This window comes from Bradyrhizobium sp. 155, assembly GCF_023101105.1.
Taxonomy (GTDB): Bacteria; Pseudomonadota; Alphaproteobacteria; order Rhizobiales; family Xanthobacteraceae; genus Bradyrhizobium; species Bradyrhizobium canariense_D.
This window is the reverse complement of record NZ_CP064704.1, coordinates 4,458,507-4,473,760: the sequence shown is the minus strand read 5'-3', so window position 1 is coordinate 4,473,760 and position 15,254 is coordinate 4,458,507. Positions and strand designations below refer to the sequence as shown.

The following is a 15,254-nucleotide window of genomic DNA, read 5'->3' as shown; positions in this document are numbered from 1 at the left end:
GGACAAGCATGAAGCCATCGATCGGGAAAATCCAGCAAAAAAAGCGATTCATTCGCAGTCGATGTTAGGCAAAGAGGCCGCCCGAAGGCGGCATCAGCTGTGTAAGGCGCCGATTAAGGATCGTTGCTCGAAATCGCCTGACGGAGCAGGGCTGCCACTCCGGACCCGGATGAAAATAGATGCGAGATGAACGTGCCAGCCTCGGTCGCGGAAGCATGCCAAGGTGGCTTACTTCTGCCCAGCGAAATCGGAGATGCTCGACAACGGTGGCGACGTTGCAAGCTCTCCTTTCACCAGCCTGACGCACCTCGTATCATGCAAGCCTTACTGGTGGTGAGCCGTTCTGGCGGTTTCGCTGACTCCAGGCGGTTTCGGATTGGACGGCGAGGATGCGGACGCGGTAGATGTCCTGCAGCTAGGTGCCTCGGGATCATCAGCCGCAACAGGCAGGAAAGAAGCGAGTGTAGCTACGAGCTCGGCTTGGCGATTTACGCCAGTCTTAGCGAAGATGTTCTTCAATTGATTTCGCGTAGTGTCTCGCGCGATGCCGAGCCTTTCTGCCGCGACTTCAAGCGTTTCGCCAGAAGCCAAGTGCAAAGCCAAGCGCGCTTCGGCCGTGGTCAATTGAAACGCGATTCGCAAAGCGGCTTCTGGAGGTCGGGAGCGCTTTTCGGGATCCACCAGAATGATAGCGGCCCTGCAATCCGCGAGAACATTCGCAGTAAGGCTTGGAAGCTTCACGGGGTGAGCTAATAGGGGGAGTCGGTCGCTCCTTGGTAGGCAAACCATAGGTAAGAGACCTGCGCCAAGGGGCCGCCCGAGGAGGTCTTGAAGAGCTCGTTCGATCTCAGCGTTGGCGTGCCGATCGTTCGAAACCAACTTGCGCTTGATGATTCGAATGTCACCCTTCAGCAGTTGTTCTGCGGAACGATTGGCTTTAAAGACTTCACCCCGTCGGTTGATCAACAGCGCCGCGGTACCGCTTATTTCGAATGCTTCTAGTGCTCCATTGGCTGCTGTAAAGCTGAGAGCCCGAGCTAGTGCGGCGCTGGACGAGAGGCTATTCGAAAGCTTCCCGAGTACTCTCTTTTCCGCGTTTGAAAATGGTCCCTGCGCGATTGTTCGTTGGATTGAAAGAGCCCAGAGATCATCGCCGCTTGCGAGCTTGACCCCAGCGTACCAGCGCAAATGGTGGGGAGCTAAAAATTCCTGGTAATAGGGATGCCGTTTTATCTGATCGATGCCAAAAATATCTAGGTCATCTACAACACCACGTTTTACCATCAGGTCAAAACCGCGGGTGCGTTCGTCCTGGAGATGCCATCCGTTTTCAAAATAAGTCTCAACGGATCTACTGATGCTATCTGTAAAAGGAACGCTCGGAATAAGGTCGCCGTTGAATGAGAAAAGTAGCGCTCCAGCGCTCTCGGTGACGTCGGCTACAGTATCAAGCGCTCTAGCCCACTGAGCAGGATCGAGCGCTGCCTCAGCAAAAGCGTCTTCAATGCGCTCAGTATGCCAGCTGACCATCCTAAGTGGTCCTTGGAAAGCTGATTTCGCTAAAAATTCATCAGGCGAGAATTATCGGGCGCCGGAGTTCCTCATGCGGAACAACGGAGAAGAACCGGTTTAGCGCTCTGATTAGCGCCCCATAGCCCGTTTGGGTCAAGCGGAAATGTGCGCAGTGGAAGTAAACTGGAATCAGCTTGGTCGGCGATTTTTGATGCTGGTACCGCCCACAATGTCCCCGCGTAAGGAGGTTTACATGGCTCCGATCACACGCCCAAAGCCCCCCGTCCAGGCCCTCGCCCAGAATGACTTTCTGTCCGCAACAGAGGATGCTCTGACCAGTCTTAGCGTCCTCACGAATGATCGCGGCAGCTTCAATGATGTCTAAGCAACTTTTATAGGGAGGATTTCATGCGCACTATTTACGCATCGGCATTCGCACTTTGTCTGCTCACAGCCGCTCCGGTCGGATCGTATGCCGCCGATCCCAAAAGCGATATCACGGCGGCTTACGCAAGATTTGACGCGACGTACAACAAGGGCGACCCCAGGGCCGTTGTCGCCTTATATCTGCCGAACGCGAAGGTGCTTCCGCCAACCCACGAGGTGGCGTCGGGTCCGGCGGAGATCGAGAAGTTTTTCGCCGGGTTCTACGCCAACGGCGTAACGGACCACAAGCTTGAGCTGATCGACGCGGGCGGCGATGACAAGGTCGTCTATGGCACGGCAAACTGGAGCGCCAAAGGTAAGGACAAGGATAGCAAGCCTGCAAACTTCTCTGGCATTGCCACCCACGTGTTCGAGCGGCAGGCGGATGGTTCGCTGAAGTTGAGGTTACATACCTTCAACTGAGCTGGCCCTATGTGAGCTGCTGCCGGTTTGATGGACACCAAGATTGGGTGTTTTATCGAGCCAGAGGTGGGTCATGCAGAGACGGAAGTTCAGTCGAGAGTTCAAGATCGAGGCGGTCAAGCTCGTCAGGGAGCGCGGGGTATCTGTGGCGCAAGCTGGCCGAGACCTGGGCGTTCATGAGAACGTGCTGCGCAAATGGGTGAAGGAGTTCGGCTTCGACGCTGCGCAGTCCTTCCCCGGCCACGGGCAAATGAAGCCTGAGCAATTGGAGATCGAGCGGCTGCGGCGCGAGGTCAACAAGCTGAAGGCGGAGCGGGATATCCTAAAAAACTGTCCAGGGCCGTTGCGCGCCTGTGCGGGGTAGAAACAGCACTGTGTTATCCTCTGCGGCTGGGAGGGTAGCGGCCGTCAGCTTATTGGAGGCACTGTCCCCGTAAAAAAACGTGGTCCATGGGTGCATGCGGACTTGAGAGTGGTGACGCCGCTTCGGCTGCGATCCCGAATAGGAAGATGACGATTGGCATAACCCAGACCCTTCCGCTCATGAGTGAATGGAGGATTTGCGATGCCCCAGAGGACGACCGGTGACCGGCCGGAATTGAAGCCAGTCAACGTCAGCGCGGCCGCCATCGACATCGGATCAAAGATGCACATGGCTGCGGTGAACCCGGACTGCACTGACATTCCCGTGCGCGCGTTCGGCACATTTACACAAGATCTCCATGATCTGGCGGATTGGTTTAGCGCATGCGGCGTGACCAGTGTCGCGATGGAATCCACCGGGGTCTATTGGATCCCAGCCTATGAAATCCTGGAGCAGCGTGGATTTGAGGTTATTCTGGTCAACGCCCGGTACGCCAAGAACGTGCCCGGACGCAAGACCGACGTCAGCGATGCCGCGTGGTTACGGCAGCTTCATTCCTATGGACTGCTACGAGGCAGCTTCCGACCCGATGCCGAGATCGCAGCACTGCGGGCCTATTTGCGGCAGCGCGAGCGGCTTGTGGAATATGCCGCCGCCCATATCCAGCATATGCAAAAGGCCTTGATGGAGATGAACCTGCAGCTCCATCATGTCGTCTCGGACATCACGGGCGCCACTGGCATGCGGATTATCCGGGCCATTGTTGCAGGCGAGCGCAATCCTGATGTTTTGGCAACCTATCGGGACGTGCGATGCCATTCATCCACCGAGACCATTCGCGCGGCACTGGTAGGCAACGACCGGCACGAACATGTCTTCGCCCTGAGCCAATCGCTAGAACTCTACGACGTCTACCAGGCGAAGATGCTGGACTGTGACCGCAAGCTCGAAGTCCTGATCGCCGCGCTAGGAAATAAAGGGGCAAAGCCGGTCGGGAAGCTATCCAAGCCGCGCATCAAGACCAAACAGATCAACACGCCCACCTTTGACGTCAGGACCGCGCTGCACGGCGTGCTCGGCGTCGATCTGACTGAGATCCATGGACTGGGTCCGTCGCTCGCATTGAAGCTTATCGGCGAGTGCGGCACGGATTTGAGGGCATGGCCGAGCGCCAAGCACTTCACGTCCTGGCTCTGCCTTGCACCGGGCAACAAAATCTCCGGCGGCAAAGTGCTTTCTTCGCGCACCCGGAGATCTTCCAGCCGGGCTGCCGCACTGTTGCGGTTGGCGGCCACCACGGTGGGGCGAAGCGATACGGCGCTCGGAGCATTCTATCGCCGCCTGTCCTTACGTGCGGGTAAGTCAAAGGCGGTGACAGCGACCGCCCGCAAGATTGCGGTTCTATTTTACAACACCCTCCGGCACGGCATGAGCTACAGGGATCCAGGTGCCAACCAATATGAGCAACAATATCGCAGCCGCGTTCTCGCCAACCTTCAGCGCCGGGCCAAATCTCTGGGCTTCGTGTTGCAGGCCATTCCGACGGACGCCAATCCGGCTGTTTCTTAGGAAGGCCGCTGCCTACTTCGCGAAGGAAGCGACATGAAGTTCGGCTTCATCGCGAAGCACCGGGGCATCTGGCCGGTGGCATGGCTATGCGAAGCGATGGGCGTGTCGCGGTCGGGCTTTCATGCCTGGCTGAACCGATCGCCCAGCGCCAGATCCCGAAGCGACGAGACCGTAGGCCAGCAGGTCAAGGTCAGCTTCCTTGCCAGTGACCGGACTTACGGCGCGCGGCGCGTCTGGCGAGACCTTCTGGCGGACGGCGTCGAATGCGGCCTGCACCGGGTCGAACGGCTGATGCGCCTGCAGGCCCTGCGCGCGCGGCCACGACGCCGGCGTCTGCCGAAGGACGCAGGCCATCGCCAGATTGCGAACGTGGCGTCGAACCTTCTGGATCGGCAGTTCGAGGCCGAGCGCCCGAACCAGAAGTGGATCGCCGACGTCACCTACATCTGGACGGCTGAGGGCTGGCTCTATGTGTCGGCGGTGATCGACCTGTTCTCGCGCCGGGTGGTCGGCTGGTCGATGAGCGCCAGCATGACCGCCCAGTTGGTTGCGGACGCCCTGTTGATGGCGGTCTGGCGGCGCGGCAAGCCGGATGCCCTGATGCATCATTCCGATCGCGGCAGCCAGGGCGGATTCAAGCGGTTGTCGCAACACCGAATGTGTTCCACTCATGACAGCAACTCGTCAAGCGCCTCTGCTGGCGTTTTCCAACCCAAAGTTTTTCTCGGTCGAGCATTGAGGGCCGCGGCCACGGCGGCGATGTCGTCGGCGCTGTGGACGCTCAGGTCGGTGCCTTTCGGGAAGTACTGACGCAGCAGCCCATTGGTGTTCTCGTTGGTGCCACGCTGCCAGGGGCTTTGCGGATCGCAGAAGTAGACTTGGACGCCCGCGTCGATCTTGAGACGATCGTGCTGAGCCATTTCCGCTCCCTGATCCCAGGTCAGCGAACGACGCATCTCTTCGGGCAAGGTGATGATGGTGCGCGTAATCGCGTCGCGCACGGCTTCAGCTCCGTGTCCCGCGAGAGCAGGGCCATTCTTCATGCGTGGAGCTTCGCCATGCCCCGCAAGCCGGGGAAGATGCAGCAACATCGTGAAGCGTGTTGTCCGCTCAACCAGCGTGCCGATCGCCGAGCTGCCAAGACCAAGGATGAGGTCTCCCTCCCAGTGGCCCGGCACCGCGCGATCGGCCGCTTCGGCGGGGCGTTGGCTGATCATGATCTCCGGCGAGACAAAGCTCTTGCCTCGCCTGCGTACGCGCGCCCTGGGGACCCGCAATACGCGCCCCGTTCGCAAGCAGGCTGACAGTTCGCGGCGTAGCGCTCCCCGACCCTGAACGAAGAGAGCTTGATAGATGGCTTCGTGGCTGATGCGCATCGTCTTGTCGTCCGGGAAGTCGATCGGCAAGCGTCGGGCAATCTGCTCCGGGCTCCAAGCCCTGGCCCATCGCCGATCCTTTCGCGGGCCATGCCGGCGGCCCTTCCACGGAACGGCGGGACCAGGAACGGCAGCGCCACTCGGGGTCATGACCACGCCGGCCAGTCGCTGCTCCAGATAAGTGCGCAACGTTGTGTTGAGCGCAAGCTTAGTCGGTTTGGGCCGACGGGCCGATCGCTCGGCGTGCCATTGGGCTGTCGATGCACGATACTCCAGGCCGCCGCTGCGCGTCGCGGCATTGCGTCGTAGCTCACGGGAGATGGTCGAGGCGGATCGGCCAAGTCGGCGTCCGATCTCGCGTCTCGAAAGGCCCTGAACGCGAAGAAGTGCGATCTCCTCACGTTCCGCAAACGAGAGGTACCGCCCGGACCGCGGCTGGGTTGAAGATCTGAACATCGCTGGTGCCATGCCGCCTGCCTGTCGGAACAATCTGGTTCCGACAGGCTGCGACATACCAGCCGTTAATGCAGCATCCTCGCTGGTCATTCCCTGCACGATCCCCAACCAGAATCGCTGGAGTTCAGATCGCCCCGCTACCGGCGGCCGTCCCGGTGACGCCAACGGTGCTCGTCGAGAGCGGTGTGATCGTCGCTTTCGAATGCCCATCGCAACCTCCTTCGTTCAGGTGTTGCGACGACCGCTTGAATCCGCCCAGTACGTCAGCGAGCAGTTCCAGCGCTTGATGGCTGATAGCGGCATCGTCTGCAGCATGAGTCGGTCCGGCAACATCTGGGACAACGCGGCGATGGAGAGCTTCTTCTCGTCGCTGAAAACCGAACGCACCGAGCGCAAAACCTATCGCACCAGGAACGAGGCCAGAGCAGATGTGTTCGATTACATCGAGCGGTTCTACAACACGACCCGACGTCACTCGACGATCGGTTACCTCAGCCCTGTTGAGTTCGAGCGCAAGGTGGGATTAGCTTAACCCGGTGTCCATCAAACCGGCAGCAGCTCAATGTGCCGACTGACGGCCACGCGAGGAGACTTCGCTTGGATATCGCGGAATGGCTTCGCAATCTCGGGCTGGAGCGCTACACGCAGGCGTTCCAGGACGCCGAAATCACGCCTGAAGTCCTGCCAGAACTGACCGAAGCCGACCTGCGGGAACTTGGTTTGCCGCTCGGCCCGCGCAAGACGGTGCTGAAGGCGATTTGCGATGGCGCTTCATCGATCGCTTTCTTCCCGATTGAGGCTAGTGCGTCGGCGGCACAACTAAAGCCGGCACTGCCGTCGGAGGCTGAGCGGCGGCAGCTCACGGTCATGTTTGTCGATCTGGTCGGCTCGACTGCGCTCGCCTCGGGACGCGACCCTGAGGAGCTGGGTGACCTCATGCAGCTCTACCAGAGCACCGTGGCGGGCGAGATCACCCGGTTCGAGGGCCACATAGCCAAGTTTCTGGGCGACGGTGTCCTCGCGTATTTCGGCTGGCCCCGCGCCCATGAAGATGAGGCGGAACGTGCTATTCGCGCCGGACTTCGAGTAACCGCGGCGGTCGCGGCCCTTACCGAACGAGGTGGTGCAGCGCTTGCCGCTCGCGTCGGCATTGCAACTGGTCTGGTCGTGGTCGGCGAACTGATTGGCGAGGGGGAGGCCCGCGAACGGGCCGTCATCGGCGAGACCCCGAATCTGGCCGCGAGATTGCAAGGGCTCGCCGAGCCCGGTAGCGTGGTGATCGCCGAGTCAACGCGCCACCTACTCGGCGACGCCTTCACATACCGCGACCTGGGCAGGGTCCCTCTCAAGGGTTTCCCTGGCCCGGTGCAAGCTTGGCTGGTCATCGGCGAGGGCGCTGCGGAGAGTCGATTCGATGCCCAGCACGGAGTCTCGACCGCGCTAGTCGGGCGCGATCAGGAACTCGCACTCCTCTGGAATCGCTGGGAGCAGGCGAAAGAGCAAGAGGGACAGATTGTTCTGCTGGGCGGCGAGCCAGGCATTGGCAAATCCCGCCTCGTGCGGGCCCTGCGCGACCAGCTCGCGGACGTGCCGCACACACCCCTGAGCCATTTCTGTTCGCCATTCCATACCAACAGCGCGCTATACCCTGTCATTGGACTCCTTGAACGCGCGGCGGGAATACGGCGGGAGGACCTTCCCGACAAGCAGCTGGATAAGCTCGAGGCGATGCTCGCTCTTGCGACAGACGACCTGCATGAGGACGCGCCGGTTCTCGCCGATCTGTTGGCAATCTCGACTGGTGAGAGATATCCGCCACTGACACTTAGTCCACACCAGAAGAAGGAGCGAACGTTTCAGGCTCTTTTGGAGCAGGTACGAGGCCTAGCGGCGAGACAGCAACTCCTTGTCACGTATGAGGATGTCCACTGGGCTGACCCCACCACGCTCGAATTTCTCGACCGGGTTGTCGACGAAGTGCAGCGGCTCCCGGTTCTCATGATGATTACCTTCCGACCGGAATTCGTTCCGCGCTGGACGGGACATGGACACGTGACAGCGCTCTCTTTGAGCCGCCTGGGACGCAGGCAAGGGGCTGCTGTGGTCGAGCGCATAACCGGCGGTAAAGCACTCCCACAGGAGGTGCTTGAGCAGATTTTGGCCAAGACGGATGGCGTGCCATTGTTCGTCGAAGAATTGACCAAGACGGTCCTCGAATCCGGTCTGCTTAGGGAGCGGGGCAACTGCTATGAGCTGATAGGTCCGTTGCCGCCGCTGGCGATCCCGACAACGCTCCAGGATTCGTTGATGGCCCGTCTGGACCGGTTGGCACCGGTGAAGGAGGTCGCCCAGATCGCAGCCTGCATTGGGCGGGAGTTCGGACACGACCTTCTGAAAGCAGTAGCTCCGCTCGATGAGGACGCGCTCCAGCTTGCTCTCAATGAACTGGTGGAGGCGGAACTCATATTCCGGCGTGGAACACCGCCGCATACTGGGTACAACTTCAAACATGCGCTGGTGCAGGACATCGCGCATGAGAGTCTGTTGAGGAGCAAGCGGCAGCAGATCCATGCTCGTATCGCCGCTGCCCTCGAAGAGCTTTATCCTGCCCGTGCGGAGATGGAGCCGGAGACAATCGCTTTGCATCTCACGGAGGCCGGGCTCGCTGGCAAAGCGGTGGACTATTGGCTGCGTGCCGGCCGGACCGCCGCAGGCCGTTCCGCCAATCTCGAAGCGATCATTCATCTCACAAGAGGCCTGGAGGCGCTCAAGTCCTGCCCAGCAGGGCGGGAGCGAGATCGCCAGGAACTCGCGCTGCAGACAGCAATCGGAGGTCCTCTGATCGCCATTCATGGTTACACGGCTCCGCAGCTTGGTACTGCGTTCAACAGGGCTCATGCGCTCTGTTATGAACTCGATGATACGGACGCCTTGTTTGCCGCGCTCAGCGGCAAGTTCATTTTCCATTTCGTGAGGGGCGACTATAAGGCCATGCAGGGTCTGGTAGCCGAGGCCTGCCTCGCTGCCGAACGCACTAGGGACATGGTGCTCGAACTCGCTGTACATCGTCTGGCGGCTCTCACTGCCATGCACGCAGGTGAATTCGTTACGGCTCGCTCCGAACTCGAGGCGATATTGCATCGCTATGATCCCGACGTCCACCGGCCCTCGCCTGTGCACTATGTCCATGACCCGAAAGCCTCCGCGCTACCCTATCTGTCGATCGTGCTTTGGATCCTCGGCTACCCCGAGCAAGCGCAGAGGACGAGCCGCGAGGCTTTTGAATACGTTCGGGAGCTGAACCAGACGAACCTGACCGCCCACGTGGAGGTCTATGCCGGGGCGGCGCCTGCGGAGCTAATGGGTGATGTGGCGGCTGCGCATGCGCGCGCGGATGCCATCCTCGCACTCGCCGAACAGCACAGCCTGAACTACTGGCGATTGAGCGGGCTTATCCTGCGAGGCTGGGCCATGGCACAGGAGACCAACGTGGAGCGTGGCTTGACGCTCATGCGCCAGAGTTTGAACGAGCGGGACCGGCTCGGAGCTAGTTGGTACCAGGTTCGGTACTTGTGCATGCTGGCGACGACGTACCTGCAATTGGGTCATGGCGACGAGGGTCTCACAGTCCTGGCTGAAGCAAAGGACCTCGCTGCGCGCAGTGACGAACATATTTGGGAGGCAGAGCTGGCATGCATCTCTGGCGAGCTGCGGCGCATTCGTGGGGACGCACCAGACGAGGTCGAGGGTGATTTGCAAACCGCGCTCCAGGTTGCACAGAGCCAGAGTGCCAAGTCATTCGAGTTGCGAGCCGCGATCAGTTTGGCCCGACTCAGGCGTGACGACGGCAAGCACTCCGAGGCCCGCGCTCTGCTCGCGCCGGTTTACGGCTGGTTCACGGAGGGATTCGATACCCGTGATTTGAAGGAAGCGAAGGCGCTGCTCGACGAGCTCTTGTGATTGATGCCACCGAAATGACCGACGAATGCCGGGATCGGCCCGAAGGCGAAGAGTTCGAAAAGCTGCATAAGTCCGCTGCAAGGAGTAGAACGGAAGAGGCTTAGCTCTCGACGCCGCTATTGACCCGCAGCAGAGCTCGCTTGCGGTGTTCATTCACTTCTGATTTCAGCTCTTCGGCCATACGGACACCCGCGCCCAAATCATTGTTCGGTCGGCCGCAATTGCAGCGTGCAAACCTTCGTAGTTCTTTAGTCGGATTTGACGTGCACTGAGAAATCCAAATCAGTAAGCATGCGCTCGGGACATGTGAGCGGGTGCGGATGATCAGGGCAGCACGGGAAGCAGTCGACCTGCTGCAGCAAGCGGCGAACAGTTGGCATTTCGATGGTACTCGGCACGGCATGCGTGATCGAGAATGGATGGCGTTGCGATTTCTGGCTCGTGCGAATAGGTTCTCACGAACCCCCTTTGCATTGGCAAAAATCACGGCACCACTCGGACCACGGCTTCCGAGATGGTCAAGCAGCTCGAGGTGAAGGGCTATTGGAGCGCAAAGCCTCCGACCAAGACAAGCGCTCTGTTGTTCTTTGTATAATGCCGCGCGGGGAGAAAATCCTGACACGCGATCCCATCGCGCCGCTTGTCACTGCAATTACCACGGTTGAGCTTGGCGCCCACAACTTTCGAGACACGCTGCGCCATGTCTTGGATCAGCTCGGTACCGCGCAGCACGCTTCCCATGCGGATAGTTGCAGGCAGTGCATCTTTCTGACGGAAAGGGGCTCCAAGACCAGAAACAAGGAGCACGCCGAATACACTTGCCTAATTTTTCGGACTGCTATCATGAGGGAAGAGATGGACCTTCTGTGCTTTAACTCTGAACGACGGCGATTGGCGGGCACCGGGCCTTCTTCGATCCAACGTACTTTTTTGAAATATGTCGTGGTCGAATGGGGGGAACTCTGAGAGCCCCCGGAACTTTCCTACCTTGTCGCGAAAACGCGAGCTCAAAGTAGGAGACGCTTACATGAAAAGGCTTTTGCTTATCGGACTTGCCGCCTGCGCTTTTGGGGTAAGTCCAATCCAGTCTGTATCGGCAATGTCCGTAGCAACGCCTGACGCGCTTGGCGTATCTGATGGTGCCGTAATCCAGGTCAGGGGCGGCCACGGACATGGCGGTGGTCATGGATGGGGCCATCGCGGCGGACGCGGGCATCATTACGGGTGGGGCCGAGGTCGTGGCCACCACTATGGTTGGCGGCATCATCGCCATCACTGGTAATTTAACCTCCATTTTCTCTGAGGGGCCGCCCGGTTGGCGGCCTCTTTCTTGGCCGTTCGCGCAAGCATCGTCGCCTATTGGCCCATCGCTAGCGTTGAGGCGGTGCCAATGCGTCGGTCTGTGCCGCGCGCCTTTGAAAAGCTGCGGCGGCGGGCGTGCCGCATTAAGGGCGATCGCAAGCAGCTCGCGAGCCGCTATGGAGCGCATCTGCCTGGAGGACGGCGCTCTATGCTGCCCTGACGAGCCTTACGAAGCGCGACCAATGGCATCTGCCTACAATCCTCAATTTGTCGTAGGTCAGAGGACATCCACTCCTCTACAGTACACGCGCAAAGAACTGAAATTGCGTCGATTTCAGGTGAGCGTCTGAAGCAGGGAAGAATTGCTACGGCCACTTACTACAAGCAGGAAGCTTCTCCGAGGCTGGCTAGAGCTACGTCTCCCTGCGCGGCTCTAGGCCAACCTCGGTGGCCGCATCGATCCAGAACTGAGAATGCCTGGGCCGTTTGTCGCCGGCTTGGAGAGTAGACGTGATGACCCGAAAAGGGCGGGCACCAACCTTCCAGCACGCGCGCCAGGCTACCGCTGGCGATGTCAGCCGCGACTTGATCCGCGAAGATATAGGCAAAACCTACACCGTCCCGCACCGCGTTCAACGTAACGCCAGTGTTCGTGAAGATTGCTTGGCCATAAATTCTAGGTTTGATTATGCCCACACTCGAATATCTTCGCTCGGAAATCGAGCGTATGCGCTCGCAGGTCAGTCGCCAGCGCAAGGAAATTCTCCAGCTTCAACGGGCCGGGGTATCGACCGCGTCGGCCGAGACCCTGCTTCAGCGGATGCTGGGCAAGGTTGACGACCTTTGCGTTGAGCGTGACCGGCAAGTGAGGGCGGCGAAGGACGGGCCGACCTACAACTCCGGCAAACGGATACGGGGCACTCCGGCAAACCGCAGGGCCTGATGGACAACCTTCGGCGCCCGCGTGGGTGATGTTGGAGGAGAGGCAATGTTTCCGCGTGAAGGACGCCAACGGCTTCTCCGCCTGCTCTGTCCCGCACCGCGAAGACCTTCACGGGCGCCCGTACCAGTACGCCGATCAAATACCTAACCCGTGACGAGGCGAGGCGGATCGCAAAGGCAATCTCCCGGCTGCCGGACCTTTTGAAGAGGCCACAGGATTGAGGGCGTTCCTCTGGACGAACGTTCTATCGCACCGCGTTCTCTAGCCGTTCTCGTTGACGTTGAAAATACAACCCGGAATCGCCGTTGCGGTTGTATAAGTGAACGCTAGGGAACGCTGCTCCAGCCTCGCGGTTGGAGACTTGTGACTAAGATACGTAGACTGCCCCGCCGTCGGCCCAACACCGGCGGCGGGCTTTTTGTGAGTTGCGTTAGTGGCAAAGCGTATCCGAGCACCGGCCAAGAAGCCGAAAGCTTCCATGCCGGGCTTTATCAGCCCCCAGCTTGCGACCCCGAAGATGAAAGCGCCTTCGGGGGCTCAGTGGATTCACGAAGTCAAATACGACGGCTACCGCATCCAGCTTCATATCGACGGCGACAACCGCAAGGCTTTTACCCGTAATGGCCACAACTGGATCGACAGGTTCTCGGTCATTGCAGGCGCTTTCAACGTCCCAGGTCAGGTTATCGTGGACGGGGAAGTAGTCGTCATCCACGAAGAGCGAACCAACTTCTCCGAACTTCAGGCCGACCTCGGTAGAGGTGACCAGGACCGCCTCGTTTTCTTCGCCTTCGATCTCCTGTGGCTGGACGGCATAGACCTCCGGACACATGCGCAGCTTGCCCGCAAGGAGCTGCTGAAGCAGCTGATAGATGAGAACGAGCTGGAAGCGCCCATCTTCTACAGCGAGCACCATGAAGGTGACGGTCATGCGTTGTTCGAGGCGGCGAGCAAGTTGAACTACGAGGGCATCGTCTCCAAGCGGGTTGACGCACCGTACCGGTCGGACCGGGTCGAGGCCTGGCAAAAGATCAAGACCGTCCAACGCGAGAAATTCCCTGTTGTTGGTTTCGTCAAGGACCCGTCTGGCGTTGCCGCCCTCTACCTCGGCAAGCAGGAAGGCAAAGAGCTGGTCTACATGGGCAAGGTCGGCACGGGCTGGAGCCGGACGAAATCGGCAGAGATTCGCAAGGCTCTCGATACCGTCGTCAGCCCGAAGCAAAAGCTCACCAAGCCTGTCAAGAAACCGAAGGCCACATGGGTCGAGCCGAAGTTCTACGCCGACATCGAATACCGGGACATCACCTCTGAAGGCCTGCTGCGCGCCAGCTCTTTCAAGGGGCTCAGCAAGGGAACGGGGCGTTCCTGACGGCGTTTTCTCCGCGAGTGAGTGGAGTACCGGCATGCCGGATCGCGTAACCCAAGCTGTAAAAGAAGCCCAGGCCATCCTGGCCCGCTATGTCGAGCCCGGCCCGCGGGACTGCCAGAATACAATTAATGACCTGCTGGCCGTTCTCGACGATGAACGGCTTGTCCAGGCGATGGAGGAGGAACATGAGCGACAATCTCACCAAGCGGGACCAGCGCGACCGTAGCAAGATCAACATGCATGAAGAGGTCAAGTATTGGACCAAGGCGCTTGGTGTCTCGAAGGACGAGCTGCAGAAGGCCGTCGACAAAGTAGGCAATTCGGCCGCCGCCGTTCGCAAACAATTGGCGGTGTAGCCGAGGCGCGCGGTATGCTTGCGATCTCTGGAGCAAGGCCCGCGCGCTTTTTCATGCCATGATCAATCCCAACTGTCCCACTTGCTTCGGCTTAGGCTTTGTCTGCGAGAACCACCCGGACCGGGCCTGGAGCGAAGAACTTGGCTGCCAGTGTGGCGCCGGGGAGCCGCGCGCCTGCAACAGGTCGCCGGACATAAACGCGGGAATTGAAGAGCCGGATGCCAGCCATATCATTAAAGAGGCAGGCGCGAAGCGCCACCAGTGACAAGCCGCCTGATCGGCTCAAGCGAGCCGCGGATCGCGAGAACATCGGCGAAGCGGTCCTCAATTCAATGGCGCACTGATCATCGTCACCCCTTTGGCGCTCTTCGGTCGGATGCACCCAGTAAGGCGTGATCTGCCGCACATCGGTCAACTTGATCACGCGTGCGAGCGGCGAATACCGCAGCGTTCGGCACGAAGGACATCTGAGCGAAGCAGCTCTGCCGCCAATGCGTGTTGCCTTGTCCGACTCACAATGGGAGTGGAATAGCAACATGCCTGCGATTCTCACGGTCAACGGGCGCGATTACCGTAAGTGGGAACTCGCGCGCTCCGCTACGTTGCCAGTGGTCGGGGACCGCGCGGTGGGGTGGTTGGTGGCGATACCGCGCCGCAGCAATGGCGGTGGCGAGCCATTGGCGCGCTTGTTCTAACTGCGTAGGGTGCGCATTGAAAAAGTGAGAGGTCGATCATGCCCTTGCCGCGGCCGTGCCTTTTGTAAGCCAAGCCAATGATCCCACAGGTTGCTGGTGGGCATGTGCACGCATGCTGCGCTTATACTACGGGGGCGGCTATGCCAGTCCGCTGCAGTTGCCGGAACTCGAGAACGAAGACGGCACTCATCAACGACTGGAGGGGACGCGTATAACAAATTTATGAGAAACGAGGGCTTAAGCTTTCTTCACAAGGACGTTCCGACGTCCACAGCGAAAGATATCGACCTAGCGCTGACCGCGCTCGGGCCAATCATGGTCAGCTGGGACGGAGGTCTACACGTATCGCTGGTCGTTGCCGTCCTCGGGCTGGACTTGTACCACCATGATCCCGCCGTTGGTCCCAATCAAAGGATGCCAGTGAACAGGTTCAATATTTATCGCACCGGTAGAGGCGCCTTCAAGGGTGGAATGCTGGTGCGCGACCCGCAGCTCAACCAGTG

General features: G+C 59.7%; 7 protein-coding genes and 5 pseudogenes. 10 read left to right on the top strand and 2 right to left on the bottom strand.

Translation table 11 applies throughout. The features are described 5' to 3' along the window. Window positions 1-324: 324 nt before the first annotated feature. The gene (locus tag IVA93_RS21935; protein ID WP_247369262.1) at window positions 325-1,530 is read right to left on the bottom strand and encodes a helix-turn-helix transcriptional regulator; all 1,206 of its coding nucleotides are present in this window, start codon (window positions 1,528-1,530) and stop codon (window positions 325-327) included. Window positions 1,531-1,920: 390 nt separating this feature from the next. On the opposite strand from IVA93_RS21935, the gene IVA93_RS21930 reads away from it, so the two are divergent. The 4 genes and pseudogenes from IVA93_RS21930 to IVA93_RS21915 all read left to right on the top strand — a co-directional run. Next, window positions 1,921-2,361, top strand: a complete 441-nt coding sequence (locus tag IVA93_RS21930) for a YybH family protein (RefSeq protein WP_247369265.1) — start codon at window positions 1,921-1,923, stop codon at window positions 2,359-2,361. A gap of 73 nt (window positions 2,362-2,434) precedes the next feature. Next, window positions 2,435-2,710: pseudogene (locus IVA93_RS21925) on the top strand (transposase); the annotation flags it as partial. 216 nt (window positions 2,711-2,926) lie between these two features. Continuing rightward, entirely contained in the window at window positions 2,927-4,294 is a 1,368-nt protein-coding gene (locus IVA93_RS21920; protein WP_247454478.1) for an IS110 family RNA-guided transposase, read from the top strand. Continuing rightward, window positions 4,295-4,921, top strand: a pseudogene (locus IVA93_RS21915) (IS3 family transposase); the annotation flags it as partial. 7 nt (window positions 4,922-4,928) lie between these two features. Here IVA93_RS21915 and IVA93_RS21910 read toward each other — a convergent pair. Further along, a pseudogene (locus tag IVA93_RS21910) lies at window positions 4,929-6,336 on the bottom strand (IS30 family transposase). A gap of 37 nt (window positions 6,337-6,373) precedes the next feature. Between IVA93_RS21910 and IVA93_RS21905 the strand changes: the two are divergent. From IVA93_RS21905 to IVA93_RS41205, 6 genes and pseudogenes are all read left to right on the top strand, one after another. Next, window positions 6,374-6,658: pseudogene (locus tag IVA93_RS21905) on the top strand (IS3 family transposase); the annotation flags it as partial. Window positions 6,659-6,723: 65 nt separating this feature from the next. Next, the gene (locus tag IVA93_RS21900; RefSeq protein WP_247368878.1) at window positions 6,724-10,086 is read left to right on the top strand and encodes an adenylate/guanylate cyclase domain-containing protein; all 3,363 of its coding nucleotides are present in this window, start codon (window positions 6,724-6,726) and stop codon (window positions 10,084-10,086) included. Window positions 10,087-12,076: 1,990 nt separating this feature from the next. After that, window positions 12,077-12,331, top strand: coding sequence for a hypothetical protein (locus tag IVA93_RS21890; RefSeq protein WP_247376107.1), 255 nt, complete (start codon window positions 12,077-12,079; stop codon window positions 12,329-12,331). Between the two features lie 433 nt (window positions 12,332-12,764). Continuing rightward, on the top strand, window positions 12,765-13,700 hold the full coding sequence (ligD, locus tag IVA93_RS21885) for a non-homologous end-joining DNA ligase (protein ID WP_247401241.1): 936 nt from the start codon (window positions 12,765-12,767) through the stop codon (window positions 13,698-13,700). Between the two features lie 185 nt (window positions 13,701-13,885). After that, complete coding sequence (locus IVA93_RS21880; RefSeq protein ID WP_247376102.1) at window positions 13,886-14,056, top strand: DUF3606 domain-containing protein; 171 nt, start codon at window positions 13,886-13,888, stop codon at window positions 14,054-14,056. 797 nt (window positions 14,057-14,853) lie between these two features. After that, window positions 14,854-15,174, top strand: a pseudogene (locus IVA93_RS41205) (papain-like cysteine protease family protein); the annotation flags it as partial. Between the last annotated feature and the right edge of the window lie 80 nt (window positions 15,175-15,254).

Bases quoted from the DNA above. Each gene is read 5' to 3' on its own strand.
- IVA93_RS21930 (WP_247369265.1), top strand. From the start codon at position 1,921: ATGCGCACTATTTACGCATCGGCATTCGCACTTTGTCTGCTCACAGCC.
- IVA93_RS21920 (WP_247454478.1), top strand. From the start codon at position 2,927: ATGCCCCAGAGGACGACCGGTGACCGGCCGGAATTGAAGCCAGTCAAC.
- IVA93_RS21880 (WP_247376102.1), top strand. From the start codon at position 13,886: ATGAGCGACAATCTCACCAAGCGGGACCAGCGCGACCGTAGCAAGATC.
- IVA93_RS21890 (WP_247376107.1), top strand. From the start codon at position 12,077: ATGCCCACACTCGAATATCTTCGCTCGGAAATCGAGCGTATGCGCTCG.
- IVA93_RS21935 (WP_247369262.1), bottom strand. From the start codon at position 1,530: ATGGTCAGCTGGCATACTGAGCGCATTGAAGACGCTTTTGCTGAGGCA.